This window comes from Desulfosporosinus sp. BICA1-9, from assembly GCF_000802135.1.
The window spans coordinates 14,927-32,725 of the sequence record NZ_JUEE01000202.1 but is presented as its reverse complement, the minus strand read 5'-3'; the positions used below and the strand labels follow the sequence as shown (position 1 = coordinate 32,725).

Annotated in this window: 22 protein-coding genes and 1 riboswitch; of the genes, 15 read left to right on the top strand and 7 right to left on the bottom strand. The window is 42.9% G+C overall.

The genetic code is table 11. The features are described 5' to 3' along the window. Window positions 1-51: 51 nt before the first annotated feature. Window positions 52-912 carry a hypothetical protein gene (locus JL57_RS24910; RefSeq protein ID WP_291299910.1) on the top strand — a complete coding sequence of 287 codons (861 nt, stop codon included), beginning with the start codon at window positions 52-54 and terminating at the stop codon, window positions 910-912. Here JL57_RS24910 and JL57_RS24905 read toward each other — a convergent pair. From JL57_RS24905 to JL57_RS24895, 3 genes are all read right to left on the bottom strand, one after another. Then, on the bottom strand, window positions 909-1,583 hold the full coding sequence (locus JL57_RS24905) for a Crp/Fnr family transcriptional regulator (protein WP_034141865.1): 675 nt from the start codon (window positions 1,581-1,583) through the stop codon (window positions 909-911). The genes JL57_RS24910 and JL57_RS24905 overlap by 4 nt on opposite strands. A gap of 330 nt (window positions 1,584-1,913) precedes the next feature. Further along, window positions 1,914-2,189 (bottom strand): late competence development ComFB family protein, encoded by a 276-nt coding sequence (locus JL57_RS24900; RefSeq protein WP_034141864.1) that lies wholly within the window; start codon window positions 2,187-2,189, stop codon window positions 1,914-1,916. A gap of 254 nt (window positions 2,190-2,443) precedes the next feature. After that, window positions 2,444-3,424, bottom strand: coding sequence for a glycosyl hydrolase family 18 protein (locus tag JL57_RS24895; RefSeq protein ID WP_034141863.1), 981 nt, complete (start codon window positions 3,422-3,424; stop codon window positions 2,444-2,446). Between the two features lie 107 nt (window positions 3,425-3,531). Here JL57_RS24895 and JL57_RS24890 point away from each other — a divergent pair, with 107 nt between their 5' ends. The 6 genes from JL57_RS24890 to JL57_RS24865 all read left to right on the top strand — a co-directional run bounded on the left by JL57_RS24890 (window position 3,532) and on the right by JL57_RS24865 (window position 8,680). Next, window positions 3,532-4,023, top strand: a complete 492-nt coding sequence (locus tag JL57_RS24890) for an HD domain-containing protein (protein ID WP_034141862.1) — start codon at window positions 3,532-3,534, stop codon at window positions 4,021-4,023. 5 nt (window positions 4,024-4,028) lie between these two features. Continuing rightward, entirely contained in the window at window positions 4,029-5,024 is a 996-nt protein-coding gene (locus tag JL57_RS24885; protein WP_034141861.1) for an asparaginase, read from the top strand. Between the two features lie 286 nt (window positions 5,025-5,310). Beyond that, a complete protein-coding gene (locus tag JL57_RS35490; RefSeq protein ID WP_291299909.1) occupies window positions 5,311-5,625 on the top strand; it encodes a zinc-ribbon domain containing protein in 315 nt (104 codons plus the stop codon). A 282-nt stretch (window positions 5,626-5,907) separates the two neighbouring features. Next, entirely contained in the window at window positions 5,908-7,053 is a 1,146-nt protein-coding gene (locus JL57_RS24875; protein WP_034141859.1) for an MFS transporter, read from the top strand. A 248-nt stretch (window positions 7,054-7,301) separates the two neighbouring features. Further along, window positions 7,302-8,087: a VanW family protein gene (locus JL57_RS24870; RefSeq protein WP_045690973.1), complete on the top strand. Its 786-nt coding sequence runs from the start codon at window positions 7,302-7,304 to the stop codon at window positions 8,085-8,087. Window positions 8,088-8,185: 98 nt separating this feature from the next. After that, entirely contained in the window at window positions 8,186-8,680 is a 495-nt protein-coding gene (locus JL57_RS24865; RefSeq protein ID WP_034141858.1) for a DinB family protein, read from the top strand. 107 nt (window positions 8,681-8,787) lie between these two features. Here the strand turns inward: JL57_RS24865 and JL57_RS24860 are convergent, their stop codons facing one another. From JL57_RS24860 to JL57_RS24845, 4 genes are read right to left on the bottom strand one after another with little or no spacing between them, the layout of a single operon-like run. Beyond that, a complete protein-coding gene (locus JL57_RS24860; RefSeq protein ID WP_034141857.1) occupies window positions 8,788-9,546 on the bottom strand; it encodes an ABC transporter ATP-binding protein in 759 nt (252 codons plus the stop codon). A gap of 10 nt (window positions 9,547-9,556) precedes the next feature. Then, entirely contained in the window at window positions 9,557-10,555 is a 999-nt protein-coding gene (locus JL57_RS24855) for an ABC transporter substrate-binding protein (protein ID WP_034141856.1), read from the bottom strand. 36 nt (window positions 10,556-10,591) lie between these two features. Then, a complete protein-coding gene (locus JL57_RS24850; RefSeq protein ID WP_034141855.1) occupies window positions 10,592-11,356 on the bottom strand; it encodes an ABC transporter permease in 765 nt (254 codons plus the stop codon). 2 nt (window positions 11,357-11,358) lie between these two features. Beyond that, window positions 11,359-11,649 (bottom strand): thiamine-binding protein, encoded by a 291-nt coding sequence (locus JL57_RS24845; protein WP_034141854.1) that lies wholly within the window; start codon window positions 11,647-11,649, stop codon window positions 11,359-11,361. 111 nt (window positions 11,650-11,760) lie between these two features. Continuing rightward, window positions 11,761-11,865, bottom strand: a riboswitch (TPP riboswitch). A gap of 268 nt (window positions 11,866-12,133) precedes the next feature. Here JL57_RS24845 and JL57_RS24840 point away from each other — a divergent pair. From JL57_RS24840 to JL57_RS24810, 8 genes are all read left to right on the top strand, one after another. Next, a complete protein-coding gene (locus tag JL57_RS24840; RefSeq protein ID WP_291299908.1) occupies window positions 12,134-12,400 on the top strand; it encodes a FeoA family protein in 267 nt (88 codons plus the stop codon). A gap of 81 nt (window positions 12,401-12,481) precedes the next feature. Next, a complete protein-coding gene (gene feoB, locus JL57_RS24835; RefSeq protein WP_034141852.1) occupies window positions 12,482-14,569 on the top strand; it encodes a ferrous iron transport protein B in 2,088 nt (695 codons plus the stop codon). 29 nt (window positions 14,570-14,598) lie between these two features. Beyond that, window positions 14,599-14,886, top strand: coding sequence for a FeoC-like transcriptional regulator (locus tag JL57_RS24830; RefSeq protein WP_034141851.1), 288 nt, complete (start codon window positions 14,599-14,601; stop codon window positions 14,884-14,886). Between the two features lie 92 nt (window positions 14,887-14,978). Next, window positions 14,979-15,578: a TetR/AcrR family transcriptional regulator gene (locus tag JL57_RS24825; RefSeq protein ID WP_034141850.1), complete on the top strand. Its 600-nt coding sequence runs from the start codon at window positions 14,979-14,981 to the stop codon at window positions 15,576-15,578. A gap of 208 nt (window positions 15,579-15,786) precedes the next feature. Then, on the top strand, window positions 15,787-16,506 hold the full coding sequence (locus JL57_RS24820; RefSeq protein ID WP_034141849.1) for a demethylmenaquinone methyltransferase: 720 nt from the start codon (window positions 15,787-15,789) through the stop codon (window positions 16,504-16,506). Between the two features lie 229 nt (window positions 16,507-16,735). After that, the gene (locus JL57_RS24815; protein ID WP_034141848.1) at window positions 16,736-17,158 is read left to right on the top strand and encodes a CBS domain-containing protein; all 423 of its coding nucleotides are present in this window, start codon (window positions 16,736-16,738) and stop codon (window positions 17,156-17,158) included. 13 nt (window positions 17,159-17,171) lie between these two features. Next, complete coding sequence (locus JL57_RS35485; protein WP_291299907.1) at window positions 17,172-17,300, top strand: hypothetical protein; 129 nt, start codon at window positions 17,172-17,174, stop codon at window positions 17,298-17,300. A 115-nt stretch (window positions 17,301-17,415) separates the two neighbouring features. After that, on the top strand, window positions 17,416-17,796 hold the full coding sequence (locus JL57_RS24810; protein WP_291299906.1) for a thioesterase family protein: 381 nt from the start codon (window positions 17,416-17,418) through the stop codon (window positions 17,794-17,796). Window positions 17,797-17,799 lie beyond the last annotated feature (3 nt).

Below are 17,799 nucleotides of genomic sequence, written 5' to 3'. Positions count from 1 at the left end.
TCCCTTGAATCCATAGGATGAAACAAGAGACGAGGCTAGGGGGGATCAGATGTGTCTTCAATACGGTTAGAGATTGAGAAGGCCATGGGACTCAAGTTCCCGGAAAGACATGGAGAAGTGATTATACGGTTTGAGGAATCTGTAGAAATTCCCTCAGCGGCTGAAGCGCTGATGCGGGGATTATATCACGATCCTGATCGCGTGCGCCAAGGATTTAAGGTTTTGCATCAAGAGACGGGGTCAATCATTGATATTCTCATGCCACGACGCTCCCGGTTACGTGAATGGGCTGATGCTCTTCCGGATCGTCCTAAAGAAGCGGAATCCTTCTTAAAAGAAACGACTGAGCAACTTTTAATCAGAGAGCAACGCTTGGTTCAAGCCGAGCGAGAGTTAGTGGGTCAATTGCAGGAAAGCGGGTTGGATGACATCTATCCAATTCCTTTAGCGGCATTTGGAATTTGTACTTATCGAGATCCAGCAGTTAAGATCTTTCTCAAGCCTCTTGGCCGATTTTCAGAACTAATGCAAATTAATCCGGACACTTTGCGACAAGCCGTGCGCGTTCATTTCCTGTTCTTACTATTATTGATAGCCGGTGCGGATCTAGATGGGCAAGTATATGTAAGGGGTGGAGAAGAAAAAGATATATATTGGTTAACTAGTATTTACACGATTCGGTATTTAAGGAGCCAATCTGCAGAATTGATCCAAGGTTATCAAGAGTGGGTTAAAGCCTGGGGTGGTAAACTGCCAAACCAAAGTATGCTTAATGAACGAGAGTGTGAAAAAACTCGTGCTGCCATGGTTTTTTGGCGCCGACAGGCGAATATTAGCTGGGAAGAATGTTGGCGAATCATAAACCAACTTGAACAACAACCAAGCGGTAGCAATGCCCTGGTCTTTAATTAAGGCCAGTCTGCTAACTCGTGAGGTTTTATGATTTCTAATCGATTATCTACTAGTTTTAGAATTCCAGAGCGCTTCCAGCTGTTGATGGATCGGTTGACGCATTCACGAGAAGTCCCAATCATGTTAGCTAAATCTCGATGTGTGAGAGAAGCATCTATAAAAATAGGCTGGCCAGGATTGTTGGCTGGTTGTGCTAGGCGAAGGAAAAGGGCAGCTAGAATTCCGGCGGTTGAACGATTCGTCAAAATTCGGATGAATTCCTGGGCGAGTCTTAAGCGTCGGCTTAAGGTGCGAATGAGGGCTAGTGAAAGAGCAGGATTAGATTCCAGAATATGGGACATTACTTCGTTATGCAGGACTAATAAGGTGCTATCCTGCAGGACTTCAGCGGTTGCTGGGTAGGAACCGGCTTCGAGAAGCAAAACCTCGGCGAAACAATCATAGGGACCACACCAATCAAGAATCTGTTCTTCACCTTCAGGGGTTGATTTACTAAGTTTAACTTGCCCAGAAAGGACAAAATATACCGATGAACCAATCTCACCTTCTACAAATAATAGTTGCCCCCGACGATAACGGCGCTCGATTAAATGTGGGAGAAGGGGGGCTACATCACTGGGGCTTAAAGACGAAAACAGAGAAAAACGGAGAAGTTCTTCAGAGTTGAGCATAAAAGAAAGACCTCCTTTCTGAATTTAAGTTCTCAGTTAAATCTTTTTTTTGGATGATATAAACGTGCTATAATAAACTGATACAGAGGTCGATTCAAACAGTGAATAAAAAAGAGGAGACCTTTTGGCCTCCTCATTTTAACAAGCGGTCAGAAAAGACCATACAATAGAAAGGAGCGAGGAGGAAATGGTATGATCGACATTGAAGTGACCCCAGTCAGGATAGAACTGGTCATAGACTCTCCATTTAGGGTTATAACATTAGCTGTCGTAGCGGTATTAGCCGTGATCATCGTAATAAATGCTGTCTAAATTGTAGCGTAGGATAAGTTAGTCTAGTGGATGTGACGGAGTAGCATTGACTTGCTGCGCGGCACGGACCACTTCTGACATGATACGCGCTTGATCTGGAAGCGCCTGGGATTCCCATTGCGTCATAATCTCGCCTCGTGAAGAAACATAGTAGCGCGCTGGCAAACGATTCAAAGCATGGGCCATTATATCGGCCTGACAGCGTTCACAGGAGCATGAAAGTTGATTAATTCGAAGGTAGTCTTGTAGTGCTTGTTGGACCACTATTTCTGTGTGATTTTTAAGCTCATACATGGATGTGCTCATCTCCTTAGTAGCTATTGATAATTCAATGATAAGCGTTTATTGATTAAAGAACAAGTAGGGTTTTACGGATAGTTTGAGGACAGGCCCAATAACTGTCTCATATAGTTAAAAATGAAGGCTTGGATCACCAGATGTTGATGATACAGCCCTCTCTTCAATATCAGTTTTTTTCATATTATATATCCGATGCTTGCCACTTAACTTGACGTACAGCAATGAATCGAAGACAGGTGAGGACAAGCCTATCGTTTGAGTTTATTGGAGACCTCTTGCCAGAAACGGTTTGTCTCATAGCCAAGGCGCCAAATGGCTATCCCTCGCAAGCGGTAACTTTTGACAAACCCAAGGCGAACCTTGGCAGAAAGTTCATTTTCATGCCACACAGTATGCCTTGTTCGTCCTCGCCAATAAAAGAAGTAGGGCCCTACCGCTTGGTCAGACCAAAGAACTCGTGCGTTATTTTGGGCGACTAACTCGGGAATTTCACGCATTGGGACCATACACGTTGGTTCGTTGGACCAATCGTAGCCATAGACTGGAATTCCTAGTAATATCTTTTCATTGGGTATATAGTGGATGGCGTAGTCAAGTGCTTGGGTCATCCAAGGAAGACTTGCGATAGGACCAGGTGTACCGCACGAGTAGTGTTCGTCATAGGTCATTAGAGTAATTGAATCACATAAGCGCCCAATCCCAGCAAAGTCATAGCCAGGAGCCTCCGACTCCGAGCGTTTTGCAGGGATAGCAATCGATAAGAGTAAGCCGCGGTCATGTAAAGTGGTTTTTAGAGATTCAAGAAAGGTGAGGAAAGGAATACGGTATGGAGCTTCTACCCCTTCAAAATCCACATGTACTCCGGCTACATTTGGTGGTAGTAAATTAATCATATGACGTATACAATTTCTTTGAGAGGCAGTTGAAGATAAAACTGAACGCAAGGGAAGGGGATCAAAGATTTTGCCGTCAAAATTATGGAAGAGAATAAAGGGCGCAGTGCCTTGTTCTATAGCTTCTTGAAGCACTAGCTTATTAACCTGACCGATGAACTGACCATCTGGTTGAAGTTGATAGGCAAAGTCAGCGTAAACATCAATGTGGGGGCCCTGTTGTCTTAGCGTTTCAAGGGCGCGAAAATCACCTTCGTAGTCCTCGGAAGAATACCCGAGGATCCATAAGCGTTTGTTGATAAGACGTCGTGCAGTGGGTGTCCAATTAGAATTCAATACAGACCTCCTCCTCATGTCGCAAATACTCTTAGGATAAGATATGAGGAGAATACGAATTAATTTTCTTTTTTTTATGGTAAAATAAGTAAATAGGGGGAGCGGCAATGAATTGGGAATTTATCAAGGATTTACAAAGGATATACGATTTGTTGGATCATTTGGACGCAGCGACCATTGAGCGTGATTACCCTATCACTTGGGAAAAGGCTCATGCGACAAGCTGTGCTCAAATCGGTCGTATGTTGGCGGAAATGCGAAATGTAGACATAGAGCAAGCAGCTTTGGCTTGTGCTTTACATGACATCGGTCGCTGGGAGACTGGAAAACAGTTGGATCATGCCCCAAAAGGAGAGGATCCAATTCGCCGTTTCTTAGCCGAGGGGAAGTATTCGGATGAATCTAGAGAGCAGATTGTGCAAGCGGTCATCAATCATTCTAAAAAGGATCAGATCGGAACTTCGCTCGAGGAACTCGTCAAGGATGCCGATCTCTTAGATTGTCATTGGCATGGAGAACACATCCAAAAACCGTATCATATGGTGAGATTGAAGAAAGCATTAAACAACTTAGGAATTTCGTTGTTTGATGAAGGGTGAGCACCGTGAAAAAGGAAAAAGTACTTCTAATTGCAACGGGTGGTACTATTGCCATGCGTAAGAATAAGGCGGGAAAGGTGGTTCCTGCTGTTGGCGGTCTCGAGCTTGTGGAAAGCCTACCCGATCTTTCCCAAGAGGCTGATTGGGAAATTTGTGATTTTAGCAATGTTGCCAGTTGTAATATTCAACCCCTACACATGAGGTCTTTAGCACATAAGGTCGAACAGCATTTTTTTCTCGATCCTTCACTAAAAGGGATCATCATTACCCATGGGACAGATACACTTGAAGAAACAGCTTATTTCCTGGATGTTGCTATTAAAGACCCACGGCCTGTGATCTTTACCGCTTCGCAAAGGGACGCTTCAGAGAGTGATTCAGATGGTCCTCGTAATTTACATAATGCTATGCGTATCGCCCTAGATCCTCGAGCTCTGCAGCGTGGCATTGTAATTGCTCTGAATGAAGAAATACATGCTGCACGGGATGTGCGCAAACTTCACACAAGTCATGTGGATGCTTTTGATTCAGGAGATATTGGAGCGTTAGGCAGTATTGATACTGGACAGGTTATTTGGCATCGTAAACCGGAACCCTCACTTAAACTTGGAGTTCCGAAGAGTTTAGCCAATGTAGCAATTTGCAAAGCGTTTACGGGTATGTCACCGGAAATTTTGAAGATAGCCCAACAAAACACGGATGCCATGGTGATTGAAGCGTTCGGACGCGGAAACTTACCCCCTCAGTTAATCCCAGAGATAGCTAAACTTGTGACCAACGGCATCCCTGTCGTTATCACATCGCGTTGCTTATTTGGGCGTACAGCCCCGATCTATGGATATCCGGGTGGAGGCGCAGATTTAGAACGAGTAGGAGCTTGGTTTTCAGCAGATCTGTCGACTGAAAAGGTCCGCTTGTTTTTAAGTATTGCCTTAGGTCAGGGGATTGACAAAAAGGAACTAAGACAGATGCTAGCTAATGGGGCTGTCGATATTTCTTGATCAGATAAAATTGATCCACCCAACTAATAATGCTTTATCGACCACACATGAGGGTTTTTTTCTGATAGCGGGTTTCAAGATTCTTCCTGATTCGCTTATATACTTAAAATTTCATAAAAAAATTAGATTGCTTCTAAGCATTTGCTCTGCTATACTGACCCTGTGCTTGTTAAGACTTGGGCCTATCAAAATTGGAATCCATACTTTGACCTTATTTGGTGCAACGGATGATAATTTGTTGAAGGATCCAATCCGTACAAGGAACACCTAATAAGGAGGAGTTAGAATGGCTCAGGACAGAACTCTAACATGTCGCGATTGCAGTCAAGAATTTATTTTCACGGCGGGAGAACAAGATTTCTACATTGAAAAAGGATTCGAAAACGATCCAACTCGGTGCCCAGCGTGTCGTCATGCCCGCAAACAACAATCAGGTGGTGGCCGTAGCGGCGGATTCGGAAGTAATGGTAGTCGACCGCAACGACAAATGTTCCCTGCAGTTTGCGCAAGCTGTGGAGTAGAGACGGAAGTTCCGTTTCAACCTTCAGGTGAAAAACCTGTGTATTGCCGCGATTGCTTCCAATCAATGCGTCGGTACTAAACGATAGTATAAATAGTACAAAAGGTTAGGGATTATCCCTAGCCTTTTTTGTACTTTTCAGAAAGTATAACGTTCTGTTTTCTTTTAAGATGTGCCTAGTTTCGATTGATCCATGGATGGCCTTAGCCGATCCTTGGCACAAGCCTAGTTATTAATACTATGTAGAGAGTATTAATTTCGAGTTGCGAACATAATATTTAACAATTTTCTAGGTTAACAACATTTTTTTGGTGATCCCTCTAGGACCTGGAAAACCCTTAAGTGAAAGGAGGAGAGACTACCGTGAAACGGAATTCTGTGATGGCAGGGTATTATATTTTCTATTTTGCAGCTGTGGGAATTTATATTCCCTTTTTGCCATTATTTTTAAGTCATTCGAACTTAAACAGTCTTGAAATTGGTGTCCTAATGTCAGTAGGGCCCTTCGCCGGTATTTTTGCTCAAGCTGTCTGGGGAACACAGGCAGATCGATATAGAAGACACAAAGAATTTCTGCTCCTAGCATTAACTTTAACAGCACTTGTCTGTTTTTCCCTGTCATATGGCAAGGGATTTATTTCATTTGCGGTGTTATTATCAATTTATGCCTTTACGAACTCACCGATCACACCTTTATCGGATGCCTTAGTGTTGAATACACTTGAGGACCGCAAAGATTATGGAAAAATTCGGCGGTGGGGTTCTTTTGGTTTTGCTCTAACTGCCGCTCTCGGCGGACTAATTTTTACATATCTAGATTTGGCCTGGTTTGGGGTTGTGGAAGGGATGATCCTGATCGGGTGTTTATTCTGGGCTAAATTGTTACCTAACCCTCGAAAGACCATGCAAGCAGGCTCATCCTTACCCGCTATCCCTTTCTCTTTGCTGAGTAATGCCAAAGCTCCAAGTCTGCTGATCTTCTTTATGGTCACATTTCTTTTCATGGCACCGTATAATGCCTATTCCGTTTTTTTCGGCTGGCATCTCCAGGAGTTAGGGGCTAGCCGTTGGTGGATCGGATTTGGGTGGACGATAGCGGCCTTAAGTGAAATGATCGTTTTTAGTATGGGTAGTAGTTGGCTGAGACGGTTTAGTCCTCAGCAACTCATCGCCTTGGCAGGAGTTATTTTCGCTTTTCGTTGGATTGGGTATAGTCAAATTCAGGACTATCGAATCATTATTTTGTTGCAAATTACTCAGTGTCTTAGTTTTGCTCTCTTTTATCTGGCAGGTGTCGAGTATTTAAACACGCTTTTACCAGCCTATGTCCAAGGAAGCGCTCAGTCTGCCTATAATGCTGTAAGCTTTGGAATCAGTGCAATTATCGGGACAGTCGGCGCAGGGTGGCTGATTCAAGTTGGTGAGGTACAACTGATGTACAGAGTATCGGCCTTATTTACTGTGGTAGGTATCATTCTAGTGCTGCGTTTCTTAAATAGAAATGAATGATATAAGTTGTTCTGAACTTTGCAACCTTCGTTTTTGATTGTGGCTTTGGGGGATTGTAAATACTGTAAGCTTATAAATATATGATCTTGTGAGAAGGGATTTAATTCTTAATGACGAAGAGTTCCTAATGAATCTAGCGAAAAAGCGTTTTTACATTCTTTAAGCACAAAAAGAGCGAGGGAGTGGTAGTTCTGGAGTTAAAGGCCTTTTTTCACTCTAAGCGTCCGGTCAGTCGTTCAAGATTTCGCATGTTTTTAGGGAAGGTGTATTTTACTGGGCGACGTTATTTTGAGTGGGCATTTAATCGGTCCATAAGATATGCTACAGTCATCAAGAATACTCCGCTTCCTCAGCTATTTTCCACACATAGTACTCCTTTATACAGAACTTTGCGGAATGTAGATATGTGGCTCCAGCAAAATAAAGTAACCAATCTAAAACTGGCAACCGCGAAAATAAACGGTCTTATACTAAAGCCAGGAGAGACTTTTTCCCTTTGGCGTTTAGTGGGCAAACCGACAAAAGTAAAAGGATTTAAGGAAGGCATGGTTCTCATCAACGGATCGTTTTCTCCAGGGGTGGGAGGCGGTCTGTGTCAACTTTCCAATCTTATCTACTGGATGGCAATCCATACCCCCTTAACCATCACAGAACGATGGAGGCATACACATGACGTATTTCCTGATACCAACCGTACCCAACCCTTTGGAAGTGGGGCTACGGTAGTTTATAATTACATAGACCTGCAAATCAGGAACGATACCGCTCATAACTTTCAACTGTTGCTCTGGATAAGTGACTCGGAATTACACGGAGAATGGAGATGCGAACAACCGAGAACTCAAAAATATGAGGTCTATGAAAGCAAGCATTTAATTTCTCAAGAATGGTGGGGTGGTTACCTACGACATAATGCAATCAGGCGAAGAGTTTTTGACCTTGACGATCAGCAAATTGGGGATGACTTTATCACAGAGAATCATGCCATTATGATGTACGAACCCATGCTGCCAGAATACAAGGAGACTGTTTAGTCTCCACCTCGGGTGAGAGGTACCAATATCTAAGTCTAATGAAATGGATTTTGAGGTATTTTCGTGCCTAGAGCACAGCGAAAGGAATGGAACTTAAAATGAACAAGAGCCAGTTGATCGAACTTTTTAACTATAATGATTGGGCGAATATAAAGTTGTTAAATGCTGTAGGCCAATTAGAAGATGAAGAGTTTATTCGAGAATTATCAAGCAGTTTTACTTCGATAAGAGATACAATGGTACATATTTTAGGAGCGGAAGAATTGTGGTTATCACGTTGGCAAGGAGTACAAGGTCGAACTCTTTTAAATCCAGACGATTTCCCAACTTACGCCTCTATAATCAATCCATGGGATGATTTTAGGAAGCGGTTAAACTACTTCTTAGAGTCCTTAAAGGAAGAAGATATAAAACAAGAATTCAAATTTAGAAATCTTAAGGGCACACCGTACTCTTTGATCTTGTGGAAACAGATGTTACACGTTACGAATCATTCATCATTCCATCGAGGGCAAGTCATCACAATGCTCAGGCAATTGAAGAAGCTACCTCCGTCCTTAGACTTGATTTATTATTATCTAGGGGAAAAGTAAAAACCACTTCACAGATGCTTCAATCAGGAAGCCCTTGTGGCCTCCGGAAAACGAACGACAGGCACTTAGTTTATCAAACTAAGTGCCTGTCACATTAATGTTCGTGTTTAAGGTATGAGAAGGTGTAATAGTTGCCTTTTAAGATCTAAGGCTAGACTTGAGAGCAAGAGCTCATCTGGATCACGTGGGTGGGGGAATGGGATTTTAAACTCGTGGATAATTCGAGCGGGACGTTGACTTAAAACAACGACTTTGTCCGAAAGAAGAATCGCTTCATCAATATCGTGAGTGATCAATAAAACGGTATGCCGAGTCCGATTCCAGATACTTAAAAGCCAGCGTTGCATTTCCTGCCGGGTCAAAGCGTCCAGAGCTCCAAAGGGCTCGTCTAGAAGCAAGGTTTTTTTGCCAAAGAGAATCGTACGTAGTAAAGCACCACGTTGTCGCATGCCACCGGATAACTGGTGTGGGTAATGATCTGCAAATGGTGAAAGACCGAACTGATTTAACCATTCTTTAGCCTCTACTTGTGCTTTTCGTTTATTCTTATGCAGGATCTCGCATCCCAAGAGCACGTTTTCTAGTAGAGTACGCCAGGGTAGGAGTAAATCTTTCTGAGGCATATAACCAACGTTACCTAACGTCCCATGAATCGCTTTACCATCCAATAATATTTCCCCTGCATCAGGAACCTCAATTCCGGCCAAGAGATTGCATATCGTACTCTTGCCACATCCAGAAGGTCCGATTAAGGAAACAAAGGCCCCTGTCTCAACTACTAAGTCTAGAGAGTGTAAGACCTCCATTGATAGGTCCTTCTGAGGGTTAGAGTATGCTTTGGAAAGACCTTTAAGAGATAGTCCCATCTGGACCTCCTTAGGATTTAGGTAAGAAATCGTTCGTGAAGGCCTTGGCGGGATCAATCATCTTCTGCAACAGGTCACGTTCGACAAGCCATTTTGCATAGCCTTCCCAAACGGCTGATTTCTGAATCCCCCACTGAGGTGCATCGGCCTGATATTGAGGGCTGAGCCATGTCTGGCTGCTGCGAATTAAGTCAGGATTTGCTTCGGGTGCATGCTTGATTAATATCTCGGCAGCTTCCTGCGGATTCTGGATTGCGTATTGATAACCGTCACTAACTGCTTGTATAAAATGACGAATCACTGCTGGTTGGGATTGTGTCATTTTCTCGCTAGTAATCAAGACTGGCGTATAAAAATCGAGAGCAGGGTCAACGTCTTTAAGCCAAAGCATATCTAAAGTCTGTTTTCGTAATTCTGCTTCTTTGCCCGTCCAACCATAAAAGATCCAGGTTAAATCAATATCTTTGGTTAAAGAAATAAGTTGATCCGCTTCTCCAATATTAACCATCTTAATCTTAGAGAAATCAGCCTTTTCATTTTCCATGAGTGCTTTGAGAATAGCGTCTTCTGAGGGCAGGCCCCAACCACCGTAAGTCTTCCCTTCGAAGTCTTTGGCATTTTTAATATTCTTAGACGTTGGAGAAGCAAATCCTGAAGTGTTGTGTTGTAAAATTGCAGCTAACGAGAGAATCGGTACATCATTAGCGCGTGCCGTAGTCACTTGTTCCTGATGGCTCACTCCAAAATCTGATTTTCCAGCCGCCACAAGCTGCTCGACATTTCCAGAGCTAGAAGGCTGGATGAATTCAACATCTAAACCCTCCTTTGAGAAATACCCCTTTTCTTGGGCAACAAATAGCCCAGTGTGATTCGTATTGGGAGTCCAGTCCAGCATTAAGGTTACTGAGGTAAGTGGCTCTGTCGCGGAGGTCGCGGGTGATGTAGACTTGACCCCGCACCCTGACAGTATAAGAATAGGAATAATTAATAAAGCAAGCAGCTTTTTCATACTATTATCTCCCTCATGATTATTTTCTTTTATTAATCAACTTTGGTTTTTGCTATGGATCCACGGTAATGCGAGTCGTGCAAGGAGGGTAATGAGGGCGTAATAAAGAAAACTCAAGGCGGTAATTGTAAAAATTGCGGCAAAAACACGGTCTGTCAAAAAAGAGTGTGAAGAGCGCGTCAGATAAACTCCTAATCCCGAGCTGGAACCCAACCATTCTGCTATCACGGCCCCCATGACACTATAGGTAGCGGCGATTTTCAGGCCGGCAAAAAGGGAAGGAAGAGCGTTAGGCCAACGAACAATATAAAACATTTGCCAACGGGAAGCCCCCATACTTCTTAATAGATTTAGGAGGTCAGCATCAGTTAATTCTAGTCCTTCGATTAGACTGATAGTAACCGGGAAAAAACACACGATAATGACAATCATTATTTTAGGCAGAAGTCCATAACCCAGCCAAAGGATCAAAAGAGGTGCAACGGCTATCAGTGGAACCGTCTGTGAAATAATTAGAAACGGATATAGTAGGCGTTTTAGCCAAGGGGATAGGACCATCACGCCTGCTGTGATCAGGCTGAAGACGACGGCAAGTGCAAAGCCAACTGTTGTTTCAACTAAAGTAATCAGAGTATGCATCCAGATTAGTTGGCGAGTCTCCCATAAGGCTTTGGCTATTTGAGCGGGGGTGGGGAGAAGCCAGAGGGGAACTTGCGCAATTGTAACTACCATTTGCCATGTCCCTAGAAAAAAGAGAAAGAACAGTAGGGCGGGAATCCCTTTCCACTTCAGACAACCCATTATTATGTTCGATACTTAGCGATTTTTTCAGCAATCGTTGAGCCACTCGGGACATAATCCATTTTAATGTAGGCCATCACTCTTGAGGCTCCAGCACGAATGCAAGCTTCCTGAGCTTCTTTGATGATAGCCCAAAGCTGGTCTGGTTCGCCTTCCATTGTTGTCTCCATAGGACCAACTTCATAGGGAACCCCACTGGCGGCAATGACTTTGATCGCCTCGTCCACAACTTCGTAAATGCGGGATTCCTCCACTTTAGGGATAACCTGTAAGGCCATAATGATTTTTGCCATCGTTTTTTCCTCCTTCTTATGAACAAGTTTTTCGTGAGAGAGTCTGTTAGTGGTGCCGCATAGCGGCATGGGAGTCTGATTAGTACATAAAAAATACCGCATGTAATGCGGCGTACTTATTCTCAACCCTCCCTACGCTGGCATTACCCAGATCAGGTTAAGGGTCGGGCAGATTGCCCCTCTCAGCCATAAGTTCTAGCTCCCCTGTTACCATATTAATTTATGTCATTCTAACATAATGATTGTTGCGGCGCAATCTATAATTTCCCAATATTACTTGCGCTATTTGCCTTAGCGCCCCACTCGTTGAAGCTTGCAAATCCTGAGATTGGTTATTAAAAGTAGAGAAATTTACGTTGTACTTCAGAGAATATATATTGACAGTAACTAGAAAGAAGAGTATTCTAGAATAAATGAGATATATTCTCAGTTATTATTCGACTTAAGGTGAGAGTGATTATCATTTCCGTGAGGAGGGATGACGATGGAGCGCTTTTTGGGAGACTTAAAAACAGGTGAATGGGCACGTGTGGAGCGCATTGATGGCGGAGGAGCTTTGCGTCGCCGGATGATGGATATGGGTATTGTTCCAGGTGTCGAATTAGAAGTTGTTCGTCAAGCTCCTTTCGGTGGTCCGCTTCAAGTTCGGCTGAAAGGGTATTATTTAGCAATGCGCCGTGCAGAATGTGCTAAAATTGTTGTAAGTAAAAAAGATCCCAAATGTTATGACCCTTTATTAGCAAGTCGATAAATTCAAACGATTTATAATAAAGTTAAAACGTGATGATGCCGCTTGGACATACATATGCTCAGAGGGGGGAGGCGGCTGGACATGAAAATTGCGCTTATTGGAAATCCCAATGTAGGTAAGAGTACTGTATTTAATGCTTTAACGGGCTCGAACCAACAGGTCGGAAATTGGGCTGGTAAGACGGTTGAACGCAAGTCAGGTGTCGTCAAAAGAGCCAGCCAGGAAATAGAGCTGATTGATTTACCAGGAACCTACAGTTTGACCGCATACTCACAAGAAGAGATTATAACGCGTGAATATATTATTCGCGAAAAACCAGATGTTGTTATGGCTATGGTTGATGCTTCAAATATTGAGCGTAACCTCTATTTAGTTCTTCAAATCCTTGAACTAGTGCCTCGTGTGGTGATCGGTTTAAATATGCTGGATTTGGCTCAGTCTGCAGGAATTACGATTGAGTCTTCAAATTTGGCATTAGCCTTAAATGTTCCAGTCGTCGAAATTGTTGCAGCCAAAGGAAAAGGAATTGAGGAGTTCTTAACGGAAGCCATTCGGGTTGGAAAGCTGGAAAACGACCCTCTACCGAATGAGGTCAGTTATCCGAAAGTACTTGAACAAAAGATTCTCGCAATGGAAGCGTTATTGGTAGATACTCTATGGGTCACGAGGTACCCATTGCGCTGGTTAGCTATAAAACGTCTGGAGAGAGATCCGGAAATTGGGCAAACGTGGAAGATAAATTCTGGAAAGTTGCCAATAGGTAAGAGCAGGGATGCTTGCTGTGATCTTGGAGAGGCAGTTAATTACGAACTACAAGAATCGACTCCTCTTCCAGGGGAGTCTTTGCTGCAGGACTATGAGAGAGAGGGCTGGACTAAGGACCATTTTGAAATGGCCATTGCGGATGCTAAGTACCAATATATTTCGGCAATTTTACCGCAGTTTAGGAAGCACGAGAATCCAGCTAAACCTACCTTTACAGATAGACTAGATCGTTGGATTCTTTCTCCATTTTGGGGTTATCCGATTATGTTAGTCGTCTTAACAGTCGTTTTTTGGATGTCCTTTATTGCCAGTGCGCCTATAGGGGGAGCAGTTTCACTTGGCATGGCCTGGGTTGCCGAGGTGATGGTGGGCTGGCTACAATGGGTTCAGGCTCCAGAATTTATGCAAAGTTTAGTAAGAGATGGGATCTTTGCTGGAGTTGGTGCCGTTTTAGCCTTTGTGCCTCAAATCGCCATATTCTTTGCCCTTTTTTCGTTTATGCAGGACAGTGGTTATTTAGCGCGGGCTGCATTTTTAGGAGATCGATTTATGCAGCTCATGGGATTGCATGGAAAATCGTTTTTTTCCTTGATATCTAGTTTCGGGTGCAATGTTCCGGGAATTATGGCTACACGAACGTTGGAGGATCCTAAAGATCGCTTGATCACCATACTTATTAATCCTTTAATTCCTTGTGTGCCACGCTTAGGGGTAATGAGTGCTGTGGTGGCTGCATTTTTTCCAGGTTCTCGAGGTGCTCTGATTATGATAAGCCTTTTGTTGATAAGTATGCTGCTTGTAATGTTTTCTGCGCTCTTTTTAAGACGAGTGGTCAAGCATACGGAGCGATCAGCCTTTGTCATGGAACTGCCGCTCTATCATATTCCCACAGTGCGTAATATCCTAGTGCCAACCTGGCAAAAAACCTACTCCTTTCTAAAAAGAGCATGGACGTTCATTTTAGTGGCTTCGATAGTGGTCTGGATCTTAAGCTCTTATCCCCAAGGGGTCCCCATGAGCGAAACTTGGGCTGGCATAATGGGTGGTTGGTTAGCATTTATCGGACAACCATTAGGGTTCGACTGGCGAATCATGGTGGCGATCGTTTTTGGCTTTACAGCGAAAGAAACGACCTTATCAACCTTAGGTATTTTGTATGGTGTCGCTGCTGATGCATCGCAATCTATTGCTCAGGCCATGACAGGGGCTATGACCCCTTTAGGTGCCTATACATTTCTGGTAGTTTATATGCTTTATATTCCTTGTCTGGCATCCGTCGTAACAACCTATAAAGAATCACGAAACTTAGGTTGGACAAGTTTTGGAGTGGCATACAGCCTTATTCTGAGTTTTGTCATGGGATGGATTGTATTTCACGGAGGTCAAGCACTTGGATTTCGATAATTCTAACTACCCCAAGGGGGCGTATGACTATGCTTACCAGCATTATGGAAATACTGGCACGTAAGGAATCATTATCATTGGCTCAGTTAGCCGGGGAAGTCGGCTATTCCGTAAGAGAAGTCGAAGGTTTCTTAAACCAATTGGAACATATGGGTTATATTCGACGTGAACTCTTGGGGCAAGCCTGTGGTCTCAGCTGTGATTCAGATCAGGCCAGCGATCGCTGTGAAGGGTGCGGGTTTAAACCCAGCAAAACGTTCACGTTCTGGGTGCTTACAGAACGTGGGGAACAGCTTGTAGGTTCTAGGTTGATGTAAGGGTGTAAAAAATAAAAGATTAATGATATAATGCAGAAAAATATGACAATACCTTTTAAAACTTATGCATTAGAAGGGAGACCGTGTACTGCATGTCTAAGCCCCGTGAGGAAAAATATCAGGCTATCCTAGATGCGGCTACGGAGGCTTTTGCAGAGTATGGCTATTTTACCTGCCAAGTTTCCAAAATAGCCAAACTCGCTGGAGTAGCTGATGGTACAATCTATCTATATTTCAAGAATAAGGAAGATATCCTAGTTAGTCTTTTTTCGGATCGGATGGGTCAATTTATTGAAGAGATTCGCCACGCACTTGTGCAGTATAAAACAACACGGGATCGGCTACTGTGCATCATACGAACTCACTTCAGATATATGCAAGAGAATCGTGCCCTTGCTATCGTCACTCAGATAGAAATCCGTCAGTCCGATCCTAAAATTAGGGAGGCAATTTCAGGGCCTCTAAGAGAGTATTTTCAACTCATTGAACAGGTTCTCGCTGAAGGAGTTGAACGGGACGAAATCGCCTTAGCTGATATTAAGATTGGTCGACAAATGTTCTTTGGAACCTTAGATGCTGCAATCAGCGATTGGGTAAATTCCAAGAAACCACGTTCCTTAGAAGGGGTAGAAGAAATCATTTTTGATTTGATGTGCGGTGCATTCAAAATTAACCATAAGAGTAAAATATGACATTGATATAGCCAATAATTCGAAGAGCCTTCCGCTATCTCATATTGAAGTCGGAAAGGCTCTTTGTTTGAGTGTGTTTTTATAGAATTGAAGTGTAGCAAGAAATTTGTTCAAGCAAAAATTCTAGACAAAAGGCTCATGTTCGCGTAGTATTTAAGAAAATGTTTATACTATACTAAAAATAAGAACCATGATAGGGAGATTAACTATGGATTTTGCAGGTAAAGATAAAGCAACCTATGTACAAGAAACTTTCAATTCTATTGCTGGTCATTACGATTTCATGAATAGCCTAATGAGCCTCGGAATGGATAAACGATGGCGGCGTCTTGCAGTTCAAAGGGTTGGCGCAAAGCCAGGGATGCATATGCTGGATGTATGCTGTGGTACAGGTCAACTTTCTATGGAATTGGGAAGTGCGGTTGGAGTAGAAGGAACGGTTACAGGTTTAGATTTTTCACATAAAATGCTGGATGTAGCAAAACGTTCTTTGGAGCAATCCTTCAATAAGGATAGAATTAAATTTATTCAAGGAAATGCGATGGAACTTCCTTTTCCGAGTAATACGTTTGATGGTGCTACGGTAGGTTGGGGATTGAGAAATTTACCGGATTTACGACAGGGTATCAAAGAAATGGTACGTACGGTTAAGCCCGGAGGAAGAATTGTATCTCTAGATATGGCTAAACCAACTTTCCCGGGATTTAAACAAGCCTATTGGTTATACTTTGAAAAACTCATACCCTTAATGGGCAAAATCTGGGCTAGAAAAGCAAGTGCCTATCAATATTTACATGACTCGGCCCGGGAATTCCCGGCTCAGGAAGAATTGGTTCGTATTTTCACAGAGTGTGGCCTTGTAGAAACACGATTCGATAATTTGGCTGGGGGGGTTGTTGCCATTGTTTCTGGCACTAAACCCGATTAGCAAACTTAATACTAATTATTGTCACACAAATAAGGACTTCCAGGCGGATAGAAGATGATGCTTGGGAGTTTTTATAGTTCATAGCAACTATCGACGCTGACCCTGAATGGCCGACTGTCCCCTTAAACGCTGTTTTTATCTTGAGATATTAGAATCATCGTATGATTTTTGTAAAGTTGTCTATACTATCTTTGTTTGTTAAATGAAATAGTATAGGAGGTTCTAGGGCATGAAAGTTCGTGAGGTTATGACTACTTCTGTTGAATGTGCAGCACCTAATACCACAGTTGTGGAGTTAGCAACAATGATGAAAAATAATGATATTGGTTCAATTCCAATTTGTGAGGCTCAAAAAGTCATTGGTATTATTACTGATCGGGACATTGTTTTAAAAGCAGTTGCAGATGGCAAAAATATTGAAAAGCGTACAGCTAAAGAGGTCATGAACTCAAAGGTAATCACTGTGACCGCTGACCAAGATGTGCATGAGGCGGCAAGTTTAATGTCAAAATATCAAATCCGAAGACTACCAGTCGTAGAACAGGGGAAACTTATAGGAATTGTCGCCCTAGGTGACTTAGCTATCGAAAAAATCCATGTCAATGAAGCGGGAGATGCACTAAGTGAAATATCTCAAGGTGCTCATCATTAAATGAGGTGATTAAATGGGGGATTTTCGTGATCGTCTCGACTTAGGGACATGGGGAGCCTTTCGTACGGGATGGTGGGTCCTGCATATTGTAGGGATTTTGGTTGTCGGTTATATTGGCTTTTGGATAGCAGGGATGTATTAAGCTTACCAATTGCTAAAATCAAGGAAAAGCGTTGTGAAAAAAGTTCACAACGCTTTTATATTTGTGATAAACTTGTATAATATGTTTAATAAATAAGGTAAGGACGTGTTGGATTTTGAAGTTGTTAGTTGGGATGCAAGGTCAGGCACAAACCACGGTTTCTTTATTAAATACTGCCAAGGCTATGGGTAGCGGAACTTTAGAGGTATTCGCCACGCCAGCAATGGTAGCGCTTATGGAACAAGCTGCAGTCAATGCCCTAACTTTACCTGATGGGCAATCAAGTGTCGGTATTTCTTTAAACATTATACACTCAGCTGCAACTCCTATAGGTTCTAATGTCTATGCTACTGCTGAATTAGTTGAAATAGACCGTCGTCGGCTCACTTTTTCAGTGGAAGTACGTGATGAAGTTGGACAAATTGGCTCAGGAAAGCATGAACGAGTTGTGATCGATGTAGATTCTTTTCTGACAAAAGCTCGAAACCGAAAATAGGGG